The sequence below is a fragment of the Flavobacterium sp. GQ95 genome (assembly GCF_059758655.1).
The window spans coordinates 179,146-202,226 of the sequence record NZ_JCAXEB010000002.1 but is presented as its reverse complement, the minus strand read 5'-3'; the positions used below and the strand labels follow the sequence as shown (position 1 = coordinate 202,226).

Below are 23,081 nucleotides of genomic sequence, written 5' to 3'. Positions count from 1 at the left end.
GTCGAAGCATAATTTTGTCATGAGTTAAAATAAAACAAAGTAAAAAACCAACTTAAATTTAAATATCATGAAAAAAAAATTAGCTTCATTATCGTTATTAATTCTGTCATTCGCAGCAAGTGCACAGGATATGACAACAACTTCAACTGTGACTTCAATTGATAAACCTGATTATAATCAATGGTCAATCGAATTGAATGGTGGTGTTAACAAACCAACCAGAACTATGACACCAGGTTATCAAACTGCAACACTAAATCCGTTTCACGCAGATTTAGGTGTAAGATACATGTTCAGTCCTAAATTTGGTGCTAAACTAGATGTTGGATATGACCAATTTACAGAAAGAGATGACACTCCTGCATTTGAAAGCCGTTACGTAAGAGCAAGTTTACAAGGTGTTGTAAATATTGGTAGAGCCTTAAATTTTGAAACCTGGACTAATACAATTGGTATTTTAGCTCATGGTGGTATCGGTGTAGCTCAAATAAGTACTGAAACAGGATATGGTGGGCAGGATTATGTAGGTCACGGAATTTTAGGATTAACTGGCCAGGTAAAATTAAGCAATAGAGTGGCTTTGACTGGAGATCTTACCGGAATTGTAAATGGAAAACAAAACTGGAATTTTGATGGAATGGGATCTACAAAAACCGGGGCTTTTGATGGAGTTTTATTAAACGCTTCAGTAGGTCTTACTTTTTACTTAGGTAAAAATGAAAAACATGCTGACTGGGTTGGTGAGGAAGACAGATATGATGAGTTAGAACAAAGAGTTGGACTAATTGAAACTGGTCTTTTAGATACAGACAAAGATGGTGTAGCTGATTTATATGATTTAGAGCCTAACTCAATTACAGGCGTTGCTGTAAATACAAAAGGACAATCTATAGATACAAACCAAAATGGTGTTCCTGATGAATTAGAAAGCTATTTAGACAAAACGTACGCCAAAAAAGGCAGCGGCAGCGATAGTGTAACAAATAATACTGTAGAAGAGTTAATTAACGGTGGATATGTAAATGTATATTTCGACTTTAATTCTTCTAAACCAACTAATGCTTCGTTATCTGGTGTTGATTTCTTAGTGAAATATTTGAAAAACAATCCAGGTAAAACCGCAGATATCATAGGATATGCTGACGAAATTGGAAGTTCAAGTTACAACACTGAATTATCAAGAAAAAGAGCTGAATCAGTGAAAAAAGTGGCTACAAATGCTGGAATTGATGCTTCAAGATTGAATGTAATTGCTAACGGAGAAGATACTTCTGTAAACAAAAACTCAAAAGAAGCTCGTCAAATCGTAAGAAGAGTTACTTTCCAAGTGAAATAATTTCTATATATAATTTGCAAAAGGCTGTTTCAAATATTTGAAACAGCCTTTTTTTTCATAAAAAAAGGACAAATTTACATTTGTCCTTTTTTACTTTTATATTTTAAAACTTAATTAGTCGATTGCTCTTTTTGTAATATCACCAAAAGCATCGATTCTCCTGTCTCTGAAGAATGGCCAGTTTTGACGTACATTTTCTTGTAAATCCAAATCAACTTCGGCAATTAGGATTTCTTCCTGATCGTGAGAAGCCTGTGCTAAAATTTCACCTTGTGGTCCTGCTATAAATGATGCTCCCCAAAATTGGATTCCGTCAGTTCCTTCGATGTATTGCTCTAAACCAATTCGGTTAGCCGCTGCAACGAAAACACCATTTGCAACTGCATGACCTTTCATTACATTCATCCACGCACCGTATTGATTTTCTCCGTATTGTTCCTTTTCTTTTGGATGCCATCCAATCGCTGTTGGATAAAACAATACTTCAGCCCCTTTTAAAGCTGTGATACGAGCTGCTTCCGGATACCATTGATCCCAACAAATAAGTGTTCCGACTTTCCCTTTTTTTGTTTCAATAGCCTGAAAACCTAAATCTCCAGGAGTAAAATAGAATTTTTCGTAGAAATGAGGATCGTCCGGAATGTGCATTTTACGGTATAAACCAGCTTCTGTTCCATCAGTATCAATAATATAGGCGCTGTTATGATAAATTCCGGCCATTCTTTTTTCGAAGAAAGGAACAATTATAACTACTCCTAATTCTTTTGCCAATTCGCTAAAAGCAATAAAGGAAGTGCTGTACAATGGTTCTGCCAAAGCAAAATTATCTACATCTTCACTTTGGCAAAAATAATGACTGCTATATAATTCTGGTAATAGGATTACTTCTGCTCCTTTATTAGCAGCGTCTTTTACCCAACTGATACATTTTTTAAGATTATTTTCGGCTACGTCGTTCAGGTTTAACTGAACAACGGCTATTTTATATTTTCTTTTCGGCATGACATAAAATTTAGAGTGCAAAAATAGTAATTTTTAGAGGAATGACAAAGTGGGATTAATCGCAAAGTTCGCAAAGATTATATTTATTCACTTTAATTACTGATCTAAAAAAAGAAAACCATTTTACAATTATTTGATTCTATTTTAAATGAATTAAATATTTGTAAAATGGCTTTAAACCTAAATTTTATTTCCTAAGACGGTATTATTCAATAACGACCTTCTGAGTAATAAATTCAGTTTCTGATTTTTTAAATTTAATATCAAAAGTTCCTTTTACTGCTGATTTGAATTTGTAAACTGCTTTTTGCGGTGTTGGAACTTGTAATGTACAAACTTCAGATGGGTATTTTACTTCAACTTGTAATCCTTTTTCTGTTCCAATTGTTGCTTCAGTAAATTGATTAAATACTCCACAAGCATTGTCTGCTGTAAAAGTTACTTCATAGCTCAATTCGTCGTTTACTTTTCCGGTGGCCGGACCTTTAACTTCTGATGCAAAAGCATTTTTTGTGGTTTCTTTTGCAGGTGCTTTGTCATCGTCGTTACTGCATGAAAACAATACAGTTGATAAAAATAATACTACTAAAACTGATTTAATTTTAAAACTTTTCATATAAAATAATAATTAATTGTTAATTACTATGAAGATGCGAATGCGTTGCATTAGTTGCTTACACAAAATGTTAAATATTTTTAAGAACAGATTAAACAATTATATATCAACATATTGCTTCTTGAAAAAATTTTACGCAACTACCATTATTTCTTATGAAGCTAAAACTTTTAGCCTAGCCCCGATTACTTCACTTAGCATTTATTTTCATCGGAGTTCAGTGAATTTCATTTGGAGCGGTATCCTTTTTATTCGCTTTTTCTGCGAATAAAAAGATACAAGCGAATAGCGGGACAGGTCTTGTTTTGGAAACTGATTTTTCTGCTTCAAAAAAAAACACCAGCCTTTCGACTGATGTTTTGTATATTTTTAATACCGTTTAAATTTATGCTTTAGCAGCTTTTTTGGGAAGTATTTTTTTTATCAAATTTACTATTACCAGGACCACAAGACCTAAAGCCAGACCTACTACAAATTCTTTTATAATATCAGGAAGATTAATTTTAGGTGATAAATGATGGAAAAATGGAATATAATGTACGAAGATACCTCCGGCAACTAATAATAACGCAATTGTACCAATTACAGTTAAAGCTTTTATCACTAATGGAAGCGCTCTTACTAATATGTTTCCTATAAATTTCAAAATACTCTTCTCTTTTCTACTGATTTGAATAAGCTTAAAACCTGCCTCGTCCATACGAACAATTAATGCTACAATACCGTAAACGCCGATAGTTGCGATAATTGCAATTATAGAAACTACTATAATTTGCTGTGAAATAGGTTTACCAATTACGGTTCCTAAAGCGATGATTACTATTTCAACAGAAAGGATAAAATCAGTTACTATGGCTGATTTTATTTTTCCTTTTTCCATTTCAAGAATTTGTTCTTCGGTAAAGGTTTCTTCCGTTATTCCTTCGGATTCTTCATGCGAATGAGGAAATATAAATTCGTATATTTTTTCGGCTCCTTCATAAGCCAAAAACAAACCACCAAGAACTAAAACTACAATAATTGCAATTGGAAAAAAAGCACTTAATAAAAAGGCGATTGGTAAAATAATTACTTTATTGAGTAATGATCCTTTACTGATTGCCCATAATACCGGAAGTTCTCTCGAAGAAGCAAATCCTGATGCTTTTTCGGCATTAACAGCTAGATCGTCTCCTAAAATTCCAGCAGTTTTTTTTGCTGCAACTTTACTCATTACTGCAACATCGTCCATAATTGCTGCAATATCATCTAATAGTACGAAAAAACCTGATGCCATTATAATTGTATTTATTTTGTGATTCTCTTAATTTGGTAGCGCGAATCTACTACTTTTGATTCAATTTTTAGCTAAAAAATTAGCTGCATTGTCCCAAAAGTACCCAGATAATTATAAAGACTAAGATTGTTCCAAAACATCCTCCGCCTAATTTTTTTGCTCCGTAACCTGCGATTAATCCTCTAAAAATATTGTTCATAGCATTGATTTTATGTTAGTTATTAATGATTTTAATTACTGTAAAATTGAGCATTTATACTTGATTTTTTTTATAAAACTTTAAAAAAAAGTTTCATCATTCACGGATTTAATTTTATTGCAAAAAAAAACACCAGTTATAAAAACTGGTGTTTCTCAAATTATTTTTAAACATTATTCTACAGTCTGTGTTTGGTTTCTGAAAACCAATTTCCCATCAAAAGCATCAATTAAAATAATACTGTCTGTTGTAATATTTCCAGCCAGTATTTCTTTAGACAATTGATTCAAAACCTCTCTTTGAATTACACGTTTTACCGGTCTTGCCCCAAACTCAGGATCGTAACCTTTATCTGAAAGGTATTTGATTCCTTCAGGAGTTGCATCCATTGTAATACCTTGTAAGGCCAGCATTTTGCTAACACTCTTCAATTGTAAACTTACAATTCTCGAAATATTATCGACTGTTAATGGCGTAAACATTACGATTTCGTCAATACGATTTATAAATTCCGGACGAACGGTTTGTTTCAACAACCCTAAAACTTCGACTTTTGCAGCTTCTGTTGCGGCCTCAATACCACCTTTTAAGTTCTCAAATTTCTCTTGTATAATCTGACTTCCCATGTTGGATGTCATGATGATAATGGTGTTTTTGAAATCGGCTAAACGTCCTTTGTTGTCTGTCAAACGCCCTTCATCTAAGACTTGCAATAGAATATTGAAAGTATCGGGATGCGCTTTTTCAATCTCATCTAACAAAATTACAGAATATGGTTTTCTGCGAACGGCTTCTGTCAATTGCCCACCTTCATCATAACCCACATATCCCGGAGGCGCACCAACCAAACGGCTCACACTGTGACGTTCCTGATACTCACTCATATCAATACGGGTCATGGCATTTTCGTCATCAAAAAGATATTCTGCCAAAGCTTTTGCCAATTCTGTTTTACCAACTCCGGTTGTTCCTAAAAATAAGAATGTTCCAACAGGTTTTTTCATATCCTGTAAACCGGCACGGCTTCTGCGAACAGCATCACTCACGGCTTCTATTGCTTCTTCCTGACCTACTACCCTTCTGTGTAATTCATCTTCCAAATGAAGGAGTTTTTCTCGTTCTGTCTGAAGCATTTTCATTACCGGAATTCCGGTCCATTTTGCTACAACTTCGGCAATATCTTCGCGAGTAACTTCTTCTTTAATTAAAGAATTACCTGATTGGTATTCCTGTAATTGTTTCAATAAAACATCTAGACGTTCTTGTGCTTCTTTAATTTTTCCGTAACGAATTTCGGCTACTTTTCCGTAGTCACCTTCGCGTTCTGCGCGTTCTGCTTCATATTTAAAATCTTCAATTTCTTGTTTTACGGACTGAATTCCGTCAACAACATCTTTTTCAGATTTCCATTTGGTGTAGATTTCGTTTCGCTCTTCTTTCAGATTAGCCAAATCCATTCCTAAAATCTTCAGTTTACTTTCTTCTTTTTCACGTTTGATAGCTTCAATTTCGATTTCCAACTGCATGATTTTACGATCCAAAACATCTAATTCTTCTGGTTTTGAATTGATTTCCATACGCAGTTTAGAGGCAGCTTCATCCATCAAATCGATAGCTTTATCCGGTAAAAAACGATTCGTAATATAACGTTGTGAAAGTTCAACAGCGGCAATAATAGCCTCATCTTTAATTTGAACTTTATGATGTGTTTCGTATTTTTCTTTGATACCACGTAAAATCGAAATCGCACTCTCTGTATCCGGTTCATCTACCAGAACCTTTTGAAAACGACGTTCTAAGGCTTTATCCTTCTCAAAATATTTTTGATATTCATCTAAAGTTGTTGCTCCAATCGCTCTCAACTCTCCACGAGCCAAAGCTGGTTTTAGGATATTAGCTGCGTCCATAGCACCTTCACCTCCACCTGCACCAACAAGGGTGTGAATTTCATCAATGAATAAAACAATATCTCCTTCGGCAGCAGTAACTTCCTTTACTACCGATTTTAATCTTTCTTCAAATTCTCCTTTGTATTTTGCACCGGCAATCAATGCTCCCATGTCTAAAGAGAAAACGATTTTATCTTTTAGGTTTTCAGGCACGTCGCCATCTACAATTCTGTGCGCCAAGCCTTCTGCAATAGCGGTTTTACCAACTCCTGGCTCTCCAACTAACATTGGGTTATTTTTGGTTCTTCGGGTAAGAATTTGCAGTACACGACGAATTTCTTCATCACGACCAATAACCGGATCCAATTTTCCCTCGCGAGCTAATTCATTTAAATTTTTAGCATATTTATTTAAGGCATTATACGTTTCTTCAGCTGAAGCTGATGTTACTCTTTCCCCTTTTCTAAGTTCTTCAATAGTTGCTTTTAAGGCTTTTCCGGTAACGCCCTGATCTTTTAAAATTTGGGCAACTTTACTTTTTGAATCGAAAATAGCCAAAATTAAATGTTCGATCGAAACATATTCGTCGTTCATTTTTTGTGCAATGATTTCAGCCTCGTTTAGCGCTTTATTGGCATCTCTTGAAAGCATAACATCACCTCCGGATACTTTTGGAAAGCTCTGAATAGTTGAATCTAATATTTGTAAAAATAACGACACATTTACGTTCAGTTTTTTCAAAATAAAAGGAGCAACATTTTCATCTACCTCAAAAATGGCTTTAAAAATGTGTTCATTTTCTATTTGTTGCTGTCCGTATCGTTGTGCCAGTTGCTGTGAAAGCTGAATGGCTTCCTGCGATTTAGTTGTAAATTTATTTATGTTCATATATCTAATATTTAGGTTTGATTTTCATTTAATAATCGATACCATTAAAATTCGAATTTATTGAATCCTCCTTTTAATTTTAAATGGTGTAATTTTGTTGATGAACTTTCAAATTATATTCCAATCTAAAAATACAGACAAAAAGTCACTAAAAACAGCTTTTTAGCTAATTTTTAACGACAAAAAGTCATAAACACAGTCAAAATATGAGTTTTTTAAATTCTATCTTCGGAAATTCAGAGAATTCTGAGTCACAAAAAGGTAATGTGAACTGGATTTCTCTTACAAATTTAGCACAGTTAAATGATATAGAGACAATGTCTAGTGTTAAGCCTATTGTAATTTTTAAGCACAGTACTAGATGCAGCATTAGCCGTTTTGCGTTAAAACAATTCGAAAGAGAATATGATTTAGATGAAACTGTTGATGCTTTCTTTTTAGATTTAATTGAACATCGCGATGTTTCAAATGAAATTGCAAGTAAGTTTGGTGTTTATCATGAATCGCCACAGCTTATCTTAATTAAGAACGGAAAAGCGGTTTATGATGTTTCTCATAGTGATATTAATGCTGAGGCGTTGAAAAGTAAAGTTTAGTTTTTTTGCCACAGATTAAAAGATTTTAAAGATTTAGAAAAAATCATTTTTAATCTTTTAATCTGTGGCAATTCTTTTTAAAAACTTCCTTCTGAACCGCCTCCACTATAGCCTCCTCCTCCAAATTCCATTGGAGAATCTTGTGGCTTTACTCCTGGTTTCATTCCGAAGGTTGATGCTACAATTATGGCTTCAGCATTTAAAAGTGCGTTTGAATTATTGATTCTGTCTGGTTTAAAAGTCAAACCGCTTTCTTTCTCTTTTAATTTCTTTATTGAGAAATACGCTATTACAAATAAAACTACTCCGCCAAGTGTTAATGCCACTTCTATTGGCAAAACTGAGTAATAAAATCGGATGGTATAAATTGAAAATGCAATAGCCAGAAAACTGATCCAAAGCATTATTCTGTCTTTTGTTTTTAAGGCTTGTACCAAATAAAGAATCGGAACAATCAGTGTGAAAGCATAAAAGAAATACGCAAATGGAATATCAGTTCCCGGAAGAATTTCATTTCCTAAAAGCATTATTGAAAGTTCCCTTACTACCAGATAATTACACGAAAGATAAAAAAGTACTAAGCAAAAACTATTAGCCAATAATAGGCCTTTGTAATAATAACTTTCAGTAAGAGTTTGAATTGATTTTTTAGTAAAGAAGTAAAAACCAGCCGAAAATAACATTGCTACAAAAGGCAAAATTGTTTTTCCGATTTCACCAAATTCAAACAAACCGTAAAATAAAACTGCTGACGACGCCAGACAAAATACCAATAATGAAGGTAAATGCAAATATCGCCTGTACATTACGAAGGCTGTGATTGCCATAAAAACAGCAATTATCAATTCATATCCGTCTGTTGAAATTCCAATAGCAAAACCTACGTTTAAAATAGCTCCGAGAATAAAAGCATCATCTAAACCATGTCCGTAATATTTTTGATTGGCTAAAAACTCTGCTCCAACAAATCCAACTATTGCAAAAATATAACAACAGATTTTGAAATAAGATTCTTCGCCCGCCAGTCCAATCATTGAAATCGCTCCGCATATTGATCCGTATAAAAATGATCCCAAAACAAAAAATCCTAATCGTACCAGAATATTCTTGTGATCTTTAAAATCTGGCAATTGTTTTTTAATTAAATCTTTTTGCTCTTTACTTATGAAACCAGCGTGTTGTAAAGAATTTGCCTCTTCCCACAAAGCTAAATCTCTTAATAATTGTTTATCGTGTGCTATCATTCGGTTACTTCTTTATGGAATTTTTTAATCAGTTTAATAAACAATATTATTGAGCCGATGAAATAGGCTGGTAATATGAAAACAAATAACATCCATACATCAGAAAAATCAATAAATTCGAAAAATCGAAATACAAATATATTTAAACCGATATAGGCGTAAACAATCATAAAAACATACAAAGACATCGCCTTAATTTCATGACTTATTTTGTAAAAATAATACGATGACCCTGCTAAAACTAATCCAAAAAGCATCCAAATACCGTCATGATTATAATCATCTACCAAATTGCTAATTGATGCTATGCTTATTAAATGCAAGGCAAAAGTTAAATAGATAATATTAAAATGAGTTTTTAAATTTATTCTGGAACTATAATGTGTATACAAAATAAGTAAACCTCCCAATATAATGGCCGAATAACTCAGGCTTGGATTTGAATAAAAATCATTATGCAATAAATCCTGAGGCGTTACCGAAAGTCCGATATAAGCCGCTGTACCAGTAATCGCAATAGTCAAAACACTTTTATTATCAAAATAATAGGCACAAAAGAAACTGACCAGCGTTGGAATTAAAGTTGCCAATCCGTAATGTGTTCCAAAAGGTTTGTATTGAAATTGTAAATAACCAATAAAGATGCAAGTGAGAATGTTTGCTGCCAGAACCAAATACTCTAAAATTGGGCTCTCAAAATTAGTTTCTGTTTTTTGAAATCCTTTGGAATTTTTAAAGCAATAGTAAAAACAAACACCGATAATTATAAGTAATATAGAGAGAATTGCAACATGACCAATGCTGTCAATATTTTTATAAATCAAAATTCCGATTCCGGAAGTAAAAAGTAAAACAGATAAATACAGAAAAAGTTTCAGTTCTGCATTTAATGAGAAAATATTCAGATTTCGGTAAGCCGTAATTTCCTGATATTGATTGTCAGTAATTAGATTCTTATCCAGAAGCGATTTAGTCGACTGGTCATCAAATTTATTCATGTTTTGGTTTTATAAATAGCAAATCAAAAATAGTCTTTTTTTGATTCAATGAAGCTTGTTATTGTAAATAAAATCTTTCTGTTTTAATTGGTCCAAAAGGGCATATAAACTGCAAAAGCATAATATTTTACAAAAAAATAATAACATTTCATTTTTATTATTACATTCGTGTAATCGATTACATTAAAACCACTTTACTCAATCACAAACCAAACATTCACTTAAAATGAAAAAACTATTTTTAATTATTTTCGCATTTGGTTTAACCAACCTTTCTGCGCAAAATTACTTCATGTTGGCACCAGAAGGCTTTGGAGCTGCCGCAACCGGAGGCGGAAATGCCAGTCCGGTAACTGTTACCACTTATGCTGATTTAACGGCAAAATTAAAACTAACTACTCCTCAGGTTATTTTGGTTTCCGGAACTATTGCATGTTCCTATACTAGTGTATTAGTTAACGACAAAACTATTATTGGATTACCCGGTGCAAAATTGGTCAACACAGATCAAACGGCTGCGGGATCTGGAATCTTGAGCTTAAAACCAGGTTCAAATAATATAATTATACGAAATCTAATATTTGAAGGCCCGGGTGCTTATGATGTTGACGGGCGTGACAATCTGACTTCAGAAGCAACCAATATTTGGGTAGATCATTGTGAATTTCAGGACGGAATGGATGGGAATTTTGACAACAAAGGAGCAGCGGACAATGTCACAATTTCATGGTGTAAGTTTACCTACTTAAAAGCTCCAAAAGCTGGAGGTTCCGGCGGAGCAGATGATCATAGATTTACGGATCTAGTTGGTTCAAGCAAAACAGATTATCCTGCCGATGGGCATTACAGTATCTCTTTCAAAAATTGTTATTGGGCAGAAGGATGCAAAGAACGTATGCCTCGCGCTAGAAACGCAGAACTTCATATTCTTAACTGTTATTATAATACATCAGTATCTGGATCATTAGCCATTGGTTTAGGTGGAGGTGATAAAAATTCTACTTGCTACGTTGAAGGAACAGATTTTGCTAAAATTGGTACTGCATTTAAAAACTACATAAGTACAGACGGAGGTGTCGCGGGCGCAACATTCGTGAGTAGCCTTAAAGCTCCGGCAAATTATGGCGACGCAGTTGCAAAACCTTCTTATACTTACACAACAATTCCTGTAGCAGATGTTGCAGGTTATGTAACGAATACTTCTTGCGGTGCGGGAGCCACACTTCAAGTAGCTGCTGATGGAAAAATTTCTTCGAGCTGTACTAATTTAGGAGTAAATGATAAATCGGGTCTTGATTTAGATTTAAAATATTACCCAACCGTTATAGATAGTTTATTAAATATTCAGTTTTCAAATAAAGAAAATGGAACTGCCAATATAACTGTATTTTCTGCAAATGGCTCCAAAGTGTATTCAAATTCAAAAAACATTACTACTGATGAAAAAATAGAATTGAATATGGGCAGCTTAGCAAAAGGAAATTATATCTGTAAAATTCAAATTGATAACAGAATAAAAACTTTCAAATTTATAAAAAACTAGATCTTAACTAAATACAAAAAAACCGATTCGCAATTCAGCAAATCGGTTTTTTTATATTTGAAGCCAATTCTATTACAAAGCAGCTTTCATTTTATTCTTAATAGCATCTAAACACAAATTATTGATGCTGCCTTCGTGTGTGTGTTTTGTCTCTTTTGGAGATTGATATGTTCCCGCTTCCAATTGTTCTGCAACGGCTTTGTATGCATCTCTAAAAGGCATTCCGGCAACCACCATTTCGTTTAAAGTATCTACTGTAAACAAATAATCGTATTTTTTATCTTTTAAAATATTGTCTTTCACTGTAATATCTTTTACGGAGAAAATCGCAATATCCAAACACGCTTTTAAGTTTTGTAGCGCAGGAAACAAACCTTCTTTTAAAAGCTGTAAATCTCTGTGATAACCGCTTGGCAAATTGTTTGTAATTAAAGTGATTTCATAAGGAAGAGCCTGAATTTTATTGCATTTCCCTCTGATCAATTCAAATACATCAGGATTTTTTTTATGAGGCATAATACTGGAACCTGTTGTAAGATGTGCCGGCAAACTGATAAAATCAAAGTTCTGACTCATATACAAACAAACGTCCATGGCGAATTTAGACAGGGTTGCGGCAACACTGCTCATAGCAAATGCTACTGTTTTCTCCGCTTTACCACGGCTCATTTGCGCCGCAACTGCATTGTATTTCAATGTTTCAAAACCTAATTCCTGAGTCGTAAAAGTTCTGTTGATTGGAAACGAACTTCCGTAACCTGCAGCAGATCCTAACGGATTTTGATCGACAATTTTCGACGCTGCGTTTAACATTGTAACATCATCTATTAAACTTTCAGCGTAAGCAGAAAACCACATTCCGAAAGATGATGGCATGGCGATTTGCAAATGCGTATAACCTGGCAATAAAACATTTTGATGTTTTTCTGCCGATTCCATTAACAAATCAAACAAGGTTTTAACCTGTTCTTTTAAAGCTTTTAATTCATCTTTTAAATACAAATGAACATCTACCAAAACCTGATCGTTACGAGAACGCGCGGTGTGGATTTTCTTTCCGGCATCGCCTAGTTTTACGGTTAATAAATATTCGATTTTAGAATGTACGTCTTCAAAACTGTCTTCGATTTCGAAATTTCCAACGGCAATATCAGCGATTATGTCAGTCAATGCATCAACCAAAGAAGTTGTTTCTTCTTCAGTCAACAATCCAATTTGACCCAGCATTTTAGCATGTGCAATTGAACCTAAAGCATCGTATTTTGCCAAAACTAAATCTAATTCACGATCGTTTCCTACGGTGAAATGTTCGATTTGTTTGTCTGTCGGTATTCCTTTTTCCCAAAGTTTCATAACTTAGATTTTTAGACTTCTTAGATTGTTAGATTTTTAGACTTCTTAGATTGTTAGATCTTCTAAAGTTCATGTTTTCTAATTTACTCTGGATGTCATTGTTTATACTGTTCGTGTTTCTAGCCCCGATAGTAGTGGAAATCCTTTTGTGCCGGTCCCGAGGCTTCGGGAGGCACAAAAGATTACTTCACTTAATTTTTATTTCAATCGGAGTTCAGTGAACTTCGTTTGTAACGGATAGCGGGATTAGCTCCTAAATAATTTTATAATTTAAAGAAATCGCTCAGTATTTTGATATACAAGTCGACTCCTTCTTCAATTTCGTTGATGAAAATAAATTCGTCTGCTGAATGGGACCGCAATGTTTCTCCAGGTCCTAATTTTAAAGACTGGCAGCTTAAAACGGATTGATCTGAAAGTGTTGGCGATCCGTAAGTTGTTCTTCCCAAAGCGATTCCGGCCTGAACCAAACCGTGTACAATTGGAATAGACGAAGCATTTAAATGCATTGATCTCGGCGTTACTTCAGCATTTACATTGGCTTTTACAACCTCTAAAATCTCCGTATTTGAATAACAATCGTTTACACGAATGTCAATAACCAAATCACATTCTGACGGTACAACATTATGCTGTTTTCCTGCGCTAATCTGTGTTACAGTCATTTTTACAGGACCTAAAACATCAGAGATTTTATCGAATTTATAGTTTTTAAACCATTCCATTACCGGAATTGCTTTGTATAATGAATTATCATCATTTTGATGCGCGGCATGGCTTGCTGTACCTTTTACTTTTACATCTAAAACTAATAGGCCTTTTTCAGCAACAGCCAATTGCATTAAAGTTGGTTCTCCAACAATGGCGCAATCTAGTTCTGGTAAATGTTTTAAAACACTGTTTAAACCATTTTTTCCGCTGCTTTCTTCTTCGGCGGAAGCCACAATTACCAAATTATGTGACAAGTTTTGATTCTCATAAAAATGAACAAAAGTTGCCAAAAGCGACACCAAACAGCCTCCGGCATCATTACTTCCTAAACCGAATAATTTTCCGTCTTTTTCAATTGCTTTAAACGGATCGTTTGTATAAGCCTGATTTGGTTTAACCGTATCATGGTGAGAATTCAGTAAAAGTGTTGGTTTGTTTTCGTCGAAATATTTATTGAAAGCCCACACATTATTGTTTTCTCTTTTAAAAGGAATTTCGTTTTGATTGAACCAATTTTCTATTAAAAGTGCTGTTTGATCTTCTTCACTTGAAAATGAAGGGGTTTCAATTAGGTTTCTTAATAGTTGTATGGCTTCTTTGGTAAGCGTTTCTATATTCTTCATTTTTGTTAGGTACTGAGGTACTAAGATTCTGAGGTTCTAAGACTGCAAAAGTCTTGGTTTCTTAGAAACTTAGCAACTTTTTCGTCTATAATGTTATCGTCGTATGCAATACATTTGGATTTTGGAGCATTTTATGATGCCCAATTTTGATTTTTTGAACACCTCTTGACAAGCTGTTGAAGCAATTGTCCAATTTCGGAATCATTCCGGAATGGATTACTTTTTCTTCCTTTAGCTTATTATATAACGCTTCGTTTATTTCTGTAATTACTGAAGAATCATCTTCAGAATCTTGTAAAACGCCTTGTTTTTCAAAACAATATGTTAGTGTAACATCAAAAACTTCAGACAATGCTATTGATAGTTCACTTGCAATGGTATCGGCATTTGTGTTTAATAACTGACCATTTTTATCGTGTGTGATAGCACAGAAAACAGGAACGATTCCGTTTTCAAGCAATGTTTTTAACAAAGCTGTATTCACTTTTTTTACATCGCCAACAAATCCGTAATCAATTGTTGGATGGTTTCTTTTTACTGACTGAATTAAATTCCCGTCAGCTCCGGAAAACCCCATTGCATTATTCTCTTTTGCCTGTAATTGTGCTACAATATCTTTATTGATTTGTCCTGCATAAATCATAACCACAACATCAAGCATTGGAGCATCCGTAATTCGGCGTCCGTCAATCATTTGAGGAACCAGACCAATACTCTGCGCCATTTTTGTGGCTGATTTTCCACCGCCGTGAACTAAAACTTTATATCCTTCAATCTTAGAAAAATCAGTTAAAAACTGTTCTAATTCAGTTGGATTGTCAATTATATTTCCACCAATTTTTATTACGGTAACTTCTTTCATTAGGTTCTAAGTTGCTAAGATTCTAAGGGACTAAGGTTTTTACTCGGCAGTTTCTTAGAAACTTAGAACCTTAGTCCCTTAAAAAATTATAATTTTTTCAAAATCTTTTGTAAAACTAATTGTGCTGAATATGTTCTGTTATTCGCTTGCTGAATTACGATTGAATTTTCGCTGTCAATAACTTCGTCGCTTACAATTACGTTACGACGAACCGGAAGACAATGCATGAACTTTCCGTTGTTGGTTAAAGCCATTTTTTCAGCAGTAACTGTCCAGCTTGGATCGATGTTAGTTACTTTTCCGTAATCATTGAAGTTGCTCCAGTTTTTTACGTAAACAAAATCAGCATTTTCGAAAGCTTTATTTTGGTCGTATTCAATTTTACAATCTTTTGTAATTTCCGGACTCAATTCGTAACCTTCCGGATGAGTGATCACAAAATCCATGTCTTTTTGCATTTGCATCATTTCTACAAATGAATTAGCCACAGCCTGTGGCAAAGCTTTTGGATGTGGCGCCCATGAAAGTACCACTTTTGGTTTGTGTTTCGTTTTGTATTCTTCCATTGTAATAGCATCAGCCAAAGATTGTAACGGATGACGAACGGCACTTTCCATATTAACGATTGGCACAGTTGCGTGTTTCAAGAATCCTGAAATAACGGTTTCAGCATAATCTTTTTCTTTGTCAGCCAGACCAGCGAAAGCACGAATAGCGATAATATCACAATATTGAGAAACTACTTCGGCAGCTTCTTTAATGTGCTCTGATGCACCAGAATTCATAACAGCTCCATCTTCAAACTCTAATGTCCAGCCTTCATTGGTAAAGTTCATTACCATCACATTCATTCCTAAGTTCAAAGCCGCTTTTTGAGTACTCAAACGCGTTCTTAAACTCGGGTTAAAGAATAACATTCCTAGTGTTTTATTTTTTCCTAAACTTTGATTTTTAAGCGGATTCTTTTTGATTTTTAATGCGCTTTTTACCCACTTTGATAATGAGTTGATATCTTGAATTGAAATATAGTTCATATCTTTTTTGTTTAATTGTTTATTTTCTAATCGATTAACCAAATTAACGGTTAAACAAATAAACTTTTTTATACAATCTTTGTAAAAGGAATTTCATCCTTTAATGCTTTTAAAATAAAATTATCGTTTAATCCGTTTACGATCCAGGTTTCTATGTTTGCTGCTTTTGCGATTCCGGCTGCTTCGATTTTTGATTGCATTCCGCCCGTTCCGTGTGATGATTTTGACTCTCCGATTTCTTTTTCTAAAATCTGTAAATCATTGACTAATTTAATCGTTTCCGGATTTTCATCGTGAATCGAATTCTTGGTATAAATACCGTTTGTATTGGTTGCAATAATCAGAATATCAACATTTAAAAGAACCGCTGTTAATGCTGCCAATTTATCGTTATCTCCAAATCTAATCTCATCTGTGGCAACAGTATCATTTTCATTGATAATCGGAATGTAATTATTCTCTACCAAAACATTAATCGTATTGACAATATTTACTTTCGATTGCTGCTTTTCAAAATCAGAATAAGATAACAAACATTGCGATGTCAACAAACCTAAATCACTGAAATTTTCATGAAAAATCCGCATTAAATGGGGCTGACCGATTGAGGCTAATGCTTGTTTCAATGCAATTTCTTTGCCTTTACTTTCCAGCTTCACAAACTGTTTTGCGGCTGCAATGGCTCCTGAACTTACAATTACAAATTCGTAATCTTTGTTTAAAGCGGCAATCTGCATACCAATATCTTCAATCTTTCCCCGCGAAATATGATTGGTTTCCTTCGTTAAAGTATTACTCCCTATTTTTAATAAAATCCTTTTTTTGCTCATTTTTTTGTTTTTTGCCACGAAGGCACAAAGGCACTAAGTTTTTTTAACCTCAAATCAAAATTATCTAATTATCTAATTATCTCAATTATCTAATTTGCCCTTCTCCGTATACATACCATTTGTTTGTTACCAAATGCTGAAGTCCAATTGGTCCTCTTTGATGCAACTTGTCTGTGCTTATAGCTAATTCTCCGCCTAAACCAAATTGCCCCCCGTCTGTAAAACGTGTTGAGGCATTGTGATAAACTGCAGCGGCGTCAATAGATTCCATAAATTGCTTTGCATTTTTTTCGCCTTTTGTAATAATCGCTGCTGAATGTCCTCCACAATATTTGTTGATTTTTTCAATTGCATGTTCTTCAGAATCAATTGTTCCGATAACAATTTTATAATCCAAAAATTCTTCGTACCAGATATCTTCACTTTGAAGTGTCTCTGTATTTTCGAAATTTTCTAATGATTTATCAACGATGATTTCAACTTTAGATTCAGTTAGAGCTTCAATTAACATTGCTGTAAAACCTTCAAAATTTGGTAATCTTGAATCTATTAAAACTTTGTCTAAAGCATTACAGGCTGAAATTTTAGAAGTTTTAGCATTTAAAATTACTTTTAAAGCCAAATCGGTATCAGCATTTTCATGAACGTACACAAAATTGTTTCCACGACCGCTAACGATTACAGGGCAAGTTGCGTGCTGTTTCACAAACTCAATTAATTTTTCTCCTCCTCTCGGAACAATTAAATCTACTTTTTGAGTTGGTTTTTCTAAGAAAGCCTGTGTTTCTGTGCGATTGTAATTCAGATATTCAACCCAATCTTTCGAAACTCCATTTTCTTCTAAAGCCTGATGCCATAAAGCAACAATTTTCAAATTTGATCGTAAAGACTCTTTTCCACCTTTCAATAAAATCTTATTTCCGGATTTGAAGGCAATTCCGCCTGCTTCAATCGTAACATCCGGGCGCGATTCATAAATGATTAGGATTGTACCAAAAGCGGCAGTTTTATTAATCACTTTAATTCCATTATCATGAACAAAATGAAAACGTTCCACTCCAACCGGATCTTCTTGTGAAGCCAATTGATTCAATGATAAAATCATCTCATCAACCTTTTTATTATCTACTTTCAAGCGTTCTTCCATCGCCAGATCTGAACCGTCATAAGCCAGCAAATCTTCCTGATTCGTTAGAATAATTTGACTCCGCTCCTGTTCGACAAGCTTTGCCATGGAGCGCAAAACCAGATTGCGTTTTTCAATTGATAATGGATTCATAATTTATAGTTGGTTGGTTGTTTTTTGGTTGTTTGTCAGAACTATTTTTGAAGTTCTTCCAAACTCTCTTTTAAAGCTACAATAAAGGTATCAATATCAGATTTCTTTACAGTAAGCGGCGGTAAAATTCTTAACAGATTTTTGTTGTTTGCACTTCCTGTAAAAATATGTTTCTCGATAATTAATTTCTTTCTTAAAGCAGATACATCAAAATCAAATTCAACTCCAAGCATTAATCCTTTTCCTTTTACTTGTTTGATTCCAGGAACCTGTTTAATTTTTTCTAAGAAATATTCATAAACTTCGTTTACGTTATCAATCAATTTTAATTTTTCAATTACATCTAAAACTGCAATTCCAGCCGCACAAGATAAATGGCTTCCGCCGAAAGTAGTTCCTAGTAATCCGAAACTTGCTTCAAATTTTGGAGAAATTAAAATGGCTCCAACCGGAAAACCGTTCCCCATTCCTTTTGCAACTGAAATAATATCAGCGTTGATTCCGTGATGTTGAAAAGCGAAGAATTTACCACTTCTTCCATATCCTGACTGTACTTCATCCAAAATCAAAACCACATCATGTTTTTTACATACTTTTTCTAAAGCCTGAAAAAATTCTGTTGTTCCCTGGTCTAAACCTCCAACTCCCTGAATTCCTTCAATAATTACTGCAGTTACATCACCTTTTGCCAATTCAGCTTCTACTAAACCTATTTGATTTAATGGTAAAAAAGTAACTACTTGCTGTGCATTAATTGGCGCAACAATCTTTTTATTATCAGTAACAGCTACAGCCGCAGAAGTTCTTCCGTGGAAAGAATTATCAAAAGCTACAACTCTTGATTTTCCGTTATGGAAAGAAGCTAATTTTAAAGCATTTTCGTTTGCTTCAGCTCCAGAACTGCATAAAAACAATTCATAATCTTCTAATCCGGAAAGTTTTCCTAATTTCTGAGCCAATTCAACCTGTAAAGGATTCTGAATAGCATTCGAATAAAATCCTAAGTGATCCAATTGATCTTTCAATTTGGCTACATAATCAGGTTGCGTATGGCCAATCGAAATTACACCATGTCCGCTATATAAGTCTAAATATTCCACTCCATTATTGTCTGTAATTGTGCAATCTACTGCTTTTACAGGTGTTATGTCATAAAGTGGGTATACGTTAAATAAATTCATTTTGTTTTTTGTTTATTTTGTTTCAGGTTTCAGGTTTCAAGTTGCCACAGAACGTGAAACTTGTAACTTAAAACTTGAAACTGATTTGAGTTTCATCTTCCATGTGTCAAGTTTCGTACAGAACGTGAAACTTGAAACCTGAAACCTGAAACATTTTTTCCTAAAATCCGCTTGGTTTCAAATGTAAACCGGTGGTTTCTTCTAATCCAAACATTAAATTCATATTTTGAATCGCTTGTCCTGAAGCACCTTTGGTTAAGTTATCAATAATTGAAGTGATTAAAACCCGGTTTCCTTTTTTCAATAAACTGATGATACATTTATTTGTTTGCACGACTTGTTTCATATTGATGTTTGTCGTTGTTACCGTTACAAACGGTTCGTTTTTATAGAAATCTTCGTATTTAGCAACCAATTGTTCCAAACTATCGTCGGATAGTGTGTATAAGGTTGCGAAAATTCCTCTTGGAAAATCTCCTCTATTCGGAATGAAAAGCAATTCACTTTCAAAATCATCCTGCAATTGAACTAAACTTTCTGAGATTTCTCCTAAATGTTGGTGTTCAAAAGCTTTGTAATGCGACATATTATTATTCCTCCAACTAAAATGTGAAGTTTCTGAAAGTCCAACTCCTGCGCCGGTACTTCCGGTTGTGGCATTAATATGAACATCGTTATTCAATAAATTATGTTTCGCTAAAGGCAATAATGCCAATTGAATAGCCGTCGCAAAACATCCTGGATTTGCAATATAATTTGCTTTTTTAATATCCGCTTTATTCAGTTCCGGCAAACCGTAAATAAAATCTTTTCCTTCGAAATGAGCGTCTTTATTCAATCTGAAATCATTTCCTAAATCAATGATTTTGGTATGACTTGCAAATTGATTTTCCTTCAAAAATGAAATAGATTTTCCATGTCCTAAACATAAGAAAACAACATTTACATCTGGATTGATGGTGTCAGTAAAATTCATTTCAATATCCCCCATCAAATCTTGGTGCGCCACAGAAAGTGGTTTACCCGCATTAGTAGTGCTGTAAACAAAATCGATGTTTACATTGGGATGAAACATTAATATTCTGATCAGTTCTCCTGCCGTATAGCCTGAACCACCAATTATTCCGACATTAATCATGATCTAAATGATTTACAGATGAAAATATGTTTTGAGCATTTCCTAAAATCTTAATAAATCCTTTTGCATCGTCAGACGTCCAGGCGTTGTTCATTTCTCCGTATTGACCGAAACCAGTATTCATTAAATCATTATCAGATTCAATTCCGTCAAGCGAAAAATGATACGGTTTTAAAGAAACAGTTACAACACCATTTACAGTCTTTTGAGTATCTTGCAAAAATGTTTCGATGTTACGCATAACAGGATCTAAAAACTGACCTTCGTGGAATAACATTCCATACCAGTTTCCTAATTGTTCTTTCCAGTATTGTTGCCATTTTCCAAGCGTATGTTTTTCTAATAAATGATGTGCTTTAATAATAATTAATGGAGCTGCAGCTTCAAAACCTACTCTTCCTTTAATTCCGATAATGGTATCGCCAACATGAATATCTCTTCCAATGGCGAAAGCATTTGCCAATTTTTCAAGAGCAACAATGTTATTAGAAGGTTTATCCATTATACCGTTTAATCCAACTAATTCTCCTTGCTCAAAATGCAATCTTACTTTCTCTTCGCCTTCTTTTTTTAATTGTGACGGATAGGCATCACTTGGCAATGGCTGGCTCGAAGTCAAGGTTTCCTTACCTCCAACACTAGTTCCCCAAAGTCCTTTATTGATCGAATATTGCGCTTTTTCCCAAGAATAATGAACGCCATTTTGAGCTAAATAATCTACTTCTTCCTGTCTTGAAAGTTTTAGATCTCTAATTGGTGTAATAATTTCAATTTCCGGAGCAATAGTCTGGAAAATCAAATCAAAACGAATCTGATCATTTCCTGCACCGGTACTTCCGTGTGCGATAGCGCTTGCTCCTACTTTTTTAGCATATTTAATAGCCTCGATTGCCTGAAAAACACGCTCTGCACTCACTGATAATGGATATGTATTGTTTTTTAATACATTTCCGAAAATCAAATATTTTATAGCTTTATCATAATATTTATCTACGATTGTAAGATTTGCGTGTTGTGCGCTTCCTAATTCGTAGGCTCTTTTTTCAATTGCTGATAATTCTTCAGCATCAAATCCTCCTGTATCTACAAGTACGGTGTGAACTTCGTATCCTTTTTCATTTTTTAAATATTTCAAACAATACGAGGTATCTAATCCTCCACTATAAGCTAATACAACTTTTTTCATTTTATATAATTTAGGCTAATACTTTCGTATTTAGCAAGTTTGAGATTTCTTTTTTATTGGTATTCTTATGGCAAAAAAATAAAAGACATAATTTTATTTAAGAATAAAGCTTGTTTTATTTTCTTTAATCTATTCAAAACAGCCTCATTAAAAGGATGTCTTGGCGGATCTTTTTGTTTTTCTTTTGGGTCGTACAACATTCCGGTGCAAAGACACATTTTGTTTTCTTTGCTTTTTAGAATCTCGTAATTGGTACAGGTTTTACAGCCCGACCAAAAACTTGGATCGGTCGTTAATTCAGAGAAAGGAACAGGTTTGTACCCTAAATCAGAATTGATTTTCATTACAGCTAAACCAGTTGTGATTCCGAATATTTTAGCATCTGGGTATCTTTTGAGAGAATAATCAAAAACTTTTGATTTGATTTTTTTAGCCAAACCTAAACTTCTGTAATCCGGATGTACAATTAAGCCAGAATGTGCCACGAATTTTCCGTGCTGCCAACTTTCGATATAACAAAAACCTGCAAATTTTCCATCTGCCAGAGCAATCATCGCATCACCGTTCGACATTTTTTTCTGAATGTACTCAGGAGTTCTTTTAGCAATCCCCGTACCTCTTAACAAGGCAGATGATTCTATTGTATCGCAAATTTCCTGTGCGAATTTGAAGTGTTCTTCCTGAGTTACAACAATAGAGATTTTCATTTCAATAGTTGAAGTTAGAGTTAAAAATTAAAACGTACTGTTTAGTTTGAAATCCAAAAATCAATCCAATAAAATTAGATAAAATAGAAGTAACATTCTCAAAACCAAAAACTTGATTTAGAAAATTCACAAAATAATATATACTTTTAGGATATGTTTGTCCAATGGACAAATTAGATGATTTCAAAATGAAAAATGAATATAAATAAATACGCGGCGAAAAACTCTGTGAATACTATAGAGATAGCATCCGTACTTCGGGAGAAGTTACAGGAGAGTTTGTCCGTGACAAAGAAGTTGTATGTAAACTTATTTTATTCATCGGTGCAAAAGTACACTATTTTTTTATTTCCAAAACAAAAAAATAAAATTCTAACATTTTTTTAATGTAATGTTATTTTTGTAAGACACTAAGATTCTAAGTTAGTAAGGTTCTGAGTTTTTTTTCTAATTATATTATCATAAAATTCCAAACTAAAGTAATGTGATCCAACAACCTAGAACAAACATGGGCTTGAAACCTGAAACAAGGCAAACCAAAAAACCCGATAGCTACTATAACTATCGGGTTTTAAATCATTTATTTTTTC

19 protein-coding genes are annotated in these 23,081 nt (G+C 33.9%); 3 read left to right on the top strand and 16 right to left on the bottom strand.

Going from position 1 to position 23,081, the window contains the following annotated elements:
- Window positions 1-67: 67 nt before the first annotated feature.
- Window positions 68-1,336, top strand: a complete 1,269-nt coding sequence (locus tag AC6CH4_RS05545) for an OmpA family protein (protein WP_498100915.1) — start codon at window positions 68-70, stop codon at window positions 1,334-1,336.
- Between the two features lie 114 nt (window positions 1,337-1,450).
- Here AC6CH4_RS05545 and AC6CH4_RS05540 read toward each other — a convergent pair whose 3' ends face one another.
- The 4 genes from AC6CH4_RS05540 to clpB form a co-directional block, all read right to left on the bottom strand.
- On the bottom strand, window positions 1,451-2,338 hold the full coding sequence (locus AC6CH4_RS05540) for a carbon-nitrogen hydrolase (protein WP_498100913.1): 888 nt from the start codon (window positions 2,336-2,338) through the stop codon (window positions 1,451-1,453).
- A gap of 205 nt (window positions 2,339-2,543) precedes the next feature.
- Complete coding sequence (locus AC6CH4_RS05535) at window positions 2,544-2,954, bottom strand: hypothetical protein (protein ID WP_498100911.1); 411 nt, start codon at window positions 2,952-2,954, stop codon at window positions 2,544-2,546.
- Between the two features lie 385 nt (window positions 2,955-3,339).
- The gene (locus AC6CH4_RS05530; RefSeq protein WP_498100909.1) at window positions 3,340-4,230 is read right to left on the bottom strand and encodes a DUF808 domain-containing protein; all 891 of its coding nucleotides are present in this window, start codon (window positions 4,228-4,230) and stop codon (window positions 3,340-3,342) included.
- A 372-nt stretch (window positions 4,231-4,602) separates the two neighbouring features.
- Window positions 4,603-7,206 (bottom strand): ATP-dependent chaperone ClpB, encoded by a 2,604-nt coding sequence (clpB, locus tag AC6CH4_RS05525; protein WP_498100907.1) that lies wholly within the window; start codon window positions 7,204-7,206, stop codon window positions 4,603-4,605.
- A gap of 206 nt (window positions 7,207-7,412) precedes the next feature.
- On the opposite strand from clpB, the gene ytxJ reads away from it, so the two are divergent.
- A complete protein-coding gene (gene ytxJ / locus AC6CH4_RS05520) occupies window positions 7,413-7,802 on the top strand; it encodes a bacillithiol system redox-active protein YtxJ (RefSeq protein ID WP_498100905.1) in 390 nt (129 codons plus the stop codon).
- A gap of 77 nt (window positions 7,803-7,879) precedes the next feature.
- On the opposite strand, the gene AC6CH4_RS05515 is transcribed toward ytxJ, so the two are convergent.
- Window positions 7,880-9,046, bottom strand: a complete 1,167-nt coding sequence (locus tag AC6CH4_RS05515; RefSeq protein WP_498100903.1) for a hypothetical protein — start codon at window positions 9,044-9,046, stop codon at window positions 7,880-7,882.
- Window positions 9,043-10,044, bottom strand: coding sequence for a DUF2157 domain-containing protein (locus AC6CH4_RS05510; protein WP_498100901.1), 1,002 nt, complete (start codon window positions 10,042-10,044; stop codon window positions 9,043-9,045). The genes AC6CH4_RS05515 and AC6CH4_RS05510 overlap by 4 nt, the downstream gene beginning before the upstream one ends.
- Window positions 10,045-10,270: 226 nt before the next feature.
- Between AC6CH4_RS05510 and AC6CH4_RS05505 the strand changes: the two genes are divergently transcribed.
- Window positions 10,271-11,587 (top strand): T9SS type A sorting domain-containing protein, encoded by a 1,317-nt coding sequence (locus AC6CH4_RS05505; protein ID WP_498100899.1) that lies wholly within the window; start codon window positions 10,271-10,273, stop codon window positions 11,585-11,587.
- Between the two features lie 72 nt (window positions 11,588-11,659).
- Here the strand turns inward: AC6CH4_RS05505 and argH are convergent, their stop codons facing one another.
- The 10 genes from argH to AC6CH4_RS05455 all read right to left on the bottom strand — a co-directional run bounded on the left by argH (window position 11,660) and on the right by AC6CH4_RS05455 (window position 22,491).
- Window positions 11,660-12,940 carry an argininosuccinate lyase gene (gene argH / locus AC6CH4_RS05500; RefSeq protein WP_498100897.1) on the bottom strand — a complete coding sequence of 427 codons (1,281 nt, stop codon included), beginning with the start codon at window positions 12,938-12,940 and terminating at the stop codon, window positions 11,660-11,662.
- Between the two features lie 263 nt (window positions 12,941-13,203).
- Entirely contained in the window at window positions 13,204-14,274 is a 1,071-nt protein-coding gene (locus AC6CH4_RS05495) for a M20 family metallo-hydrolase (RefSeq protein WP_498100895.1), read from the bottom strand.
- A gap of 85 nt (window positions 14,275-14,359) precedes the next feature.
- A complete protein-coding gene (gene argB / locus AC6CH4_RS05490) occupies window positions 14,360-15,136 on the bottom strand; it encodes an acetylglutamate kinase (RefSeq protein ID WP_498100893.1) in 777 nt (258 codons plus the stop codon).
- Window positions 15,137-15,222: 86 nt separating this feature from the next.
- On the bottom strand, window positions 15,223-16,170 hold the full coding sequence (locus AC6CH4_RS05485) for an N-acetylornithine carbamoyltransferase (RefSeq protein WP_056185276.1): 948 nt from the start codon (window positions 16,168-16,170) through the stop codon (window positions 15,223-15,225).
- Window positions 16,171-16,238: 68 nt separating this feature from the next.
- Complete coding sequence (gene proB / locus AC6CH4_RS05480; RefSeq protein ID WP_498100891.1) at window positions 16,239-17,000, bottom strand: glutamate 5-kinase; 762 nt, start codon at window positions 16,998-17,000, stop codon at window positions 16,239-16,241.
- Window positions 17,001-17,085: 85 nt separating this feature from the next.
- The gene (locus tag AC6CH4_RS05475; protein ID WP_498100889.1) at window positions 17,086-18,279 is read right to left on the bottom strand and encodes a glutamate-5-semialdehyde dehydrogenase; all 1,194 of its coding nucleotides are present in this window, start codon (window positions 18,277-18,279) and stop codon (window positions 17,086-17,088) included.
- A gap of 41 nt (window positions 18,280-18,320) precedes the next feature.
- On the bottom strand, window positions 18,321-19,460 hold the full coding sequence (locus AC6CH4_RS05470; protein ID WP_498100887.1) for an aspartate aminotransferase family protein: 1,140 nt from the start codon (window positions 19,458-19,460) through the stop codon (window positions 18,321-18,323).
- A 160-nt stretch (window positions 19,461-19,620) separates the two neighbouring features.
- Window positions 19,621-20,598, bottom strand: coding sequence for an N-acetyl-gamma-glutamyl-phosphate reductase (argC, locus tag AC6CH4_RS05465; protein WP_498100885.1), 978 nt, complete (start codon window positions 20,596-20,598; stop codon window positions 19,621-19,623).
- Window positions 20,591-21,784, bottom strand: coding sequence for an argininosuccinate synthase (locus tag AC6CH4_RS05460; RefSeq protein ID WP_498100883.1), 1,194 nt, complete (start codon window positions 21,782-21,784; stop codon window positions 20,591-20,593). Before AC6CH4_RS05460 ends, argC begins: the two co-directional genes overlap by 8 nt.
- A 65-nt stretch (window positions 21,785-21,849) precedes the next feature.
- Window positions 21,850-22,491, bottom strand: a complete 642-nt coding sequence (locus AC6CH4_RS05455; RefSeq protein WP_498100881.1) for a GNAT family N-acetyltransferase — start codon at window positions 22,489-22,491, stop codon at window positions 21,850-21,852.
- Window positions 22,492-23,081: the final 590 nt, after the last annotated feature.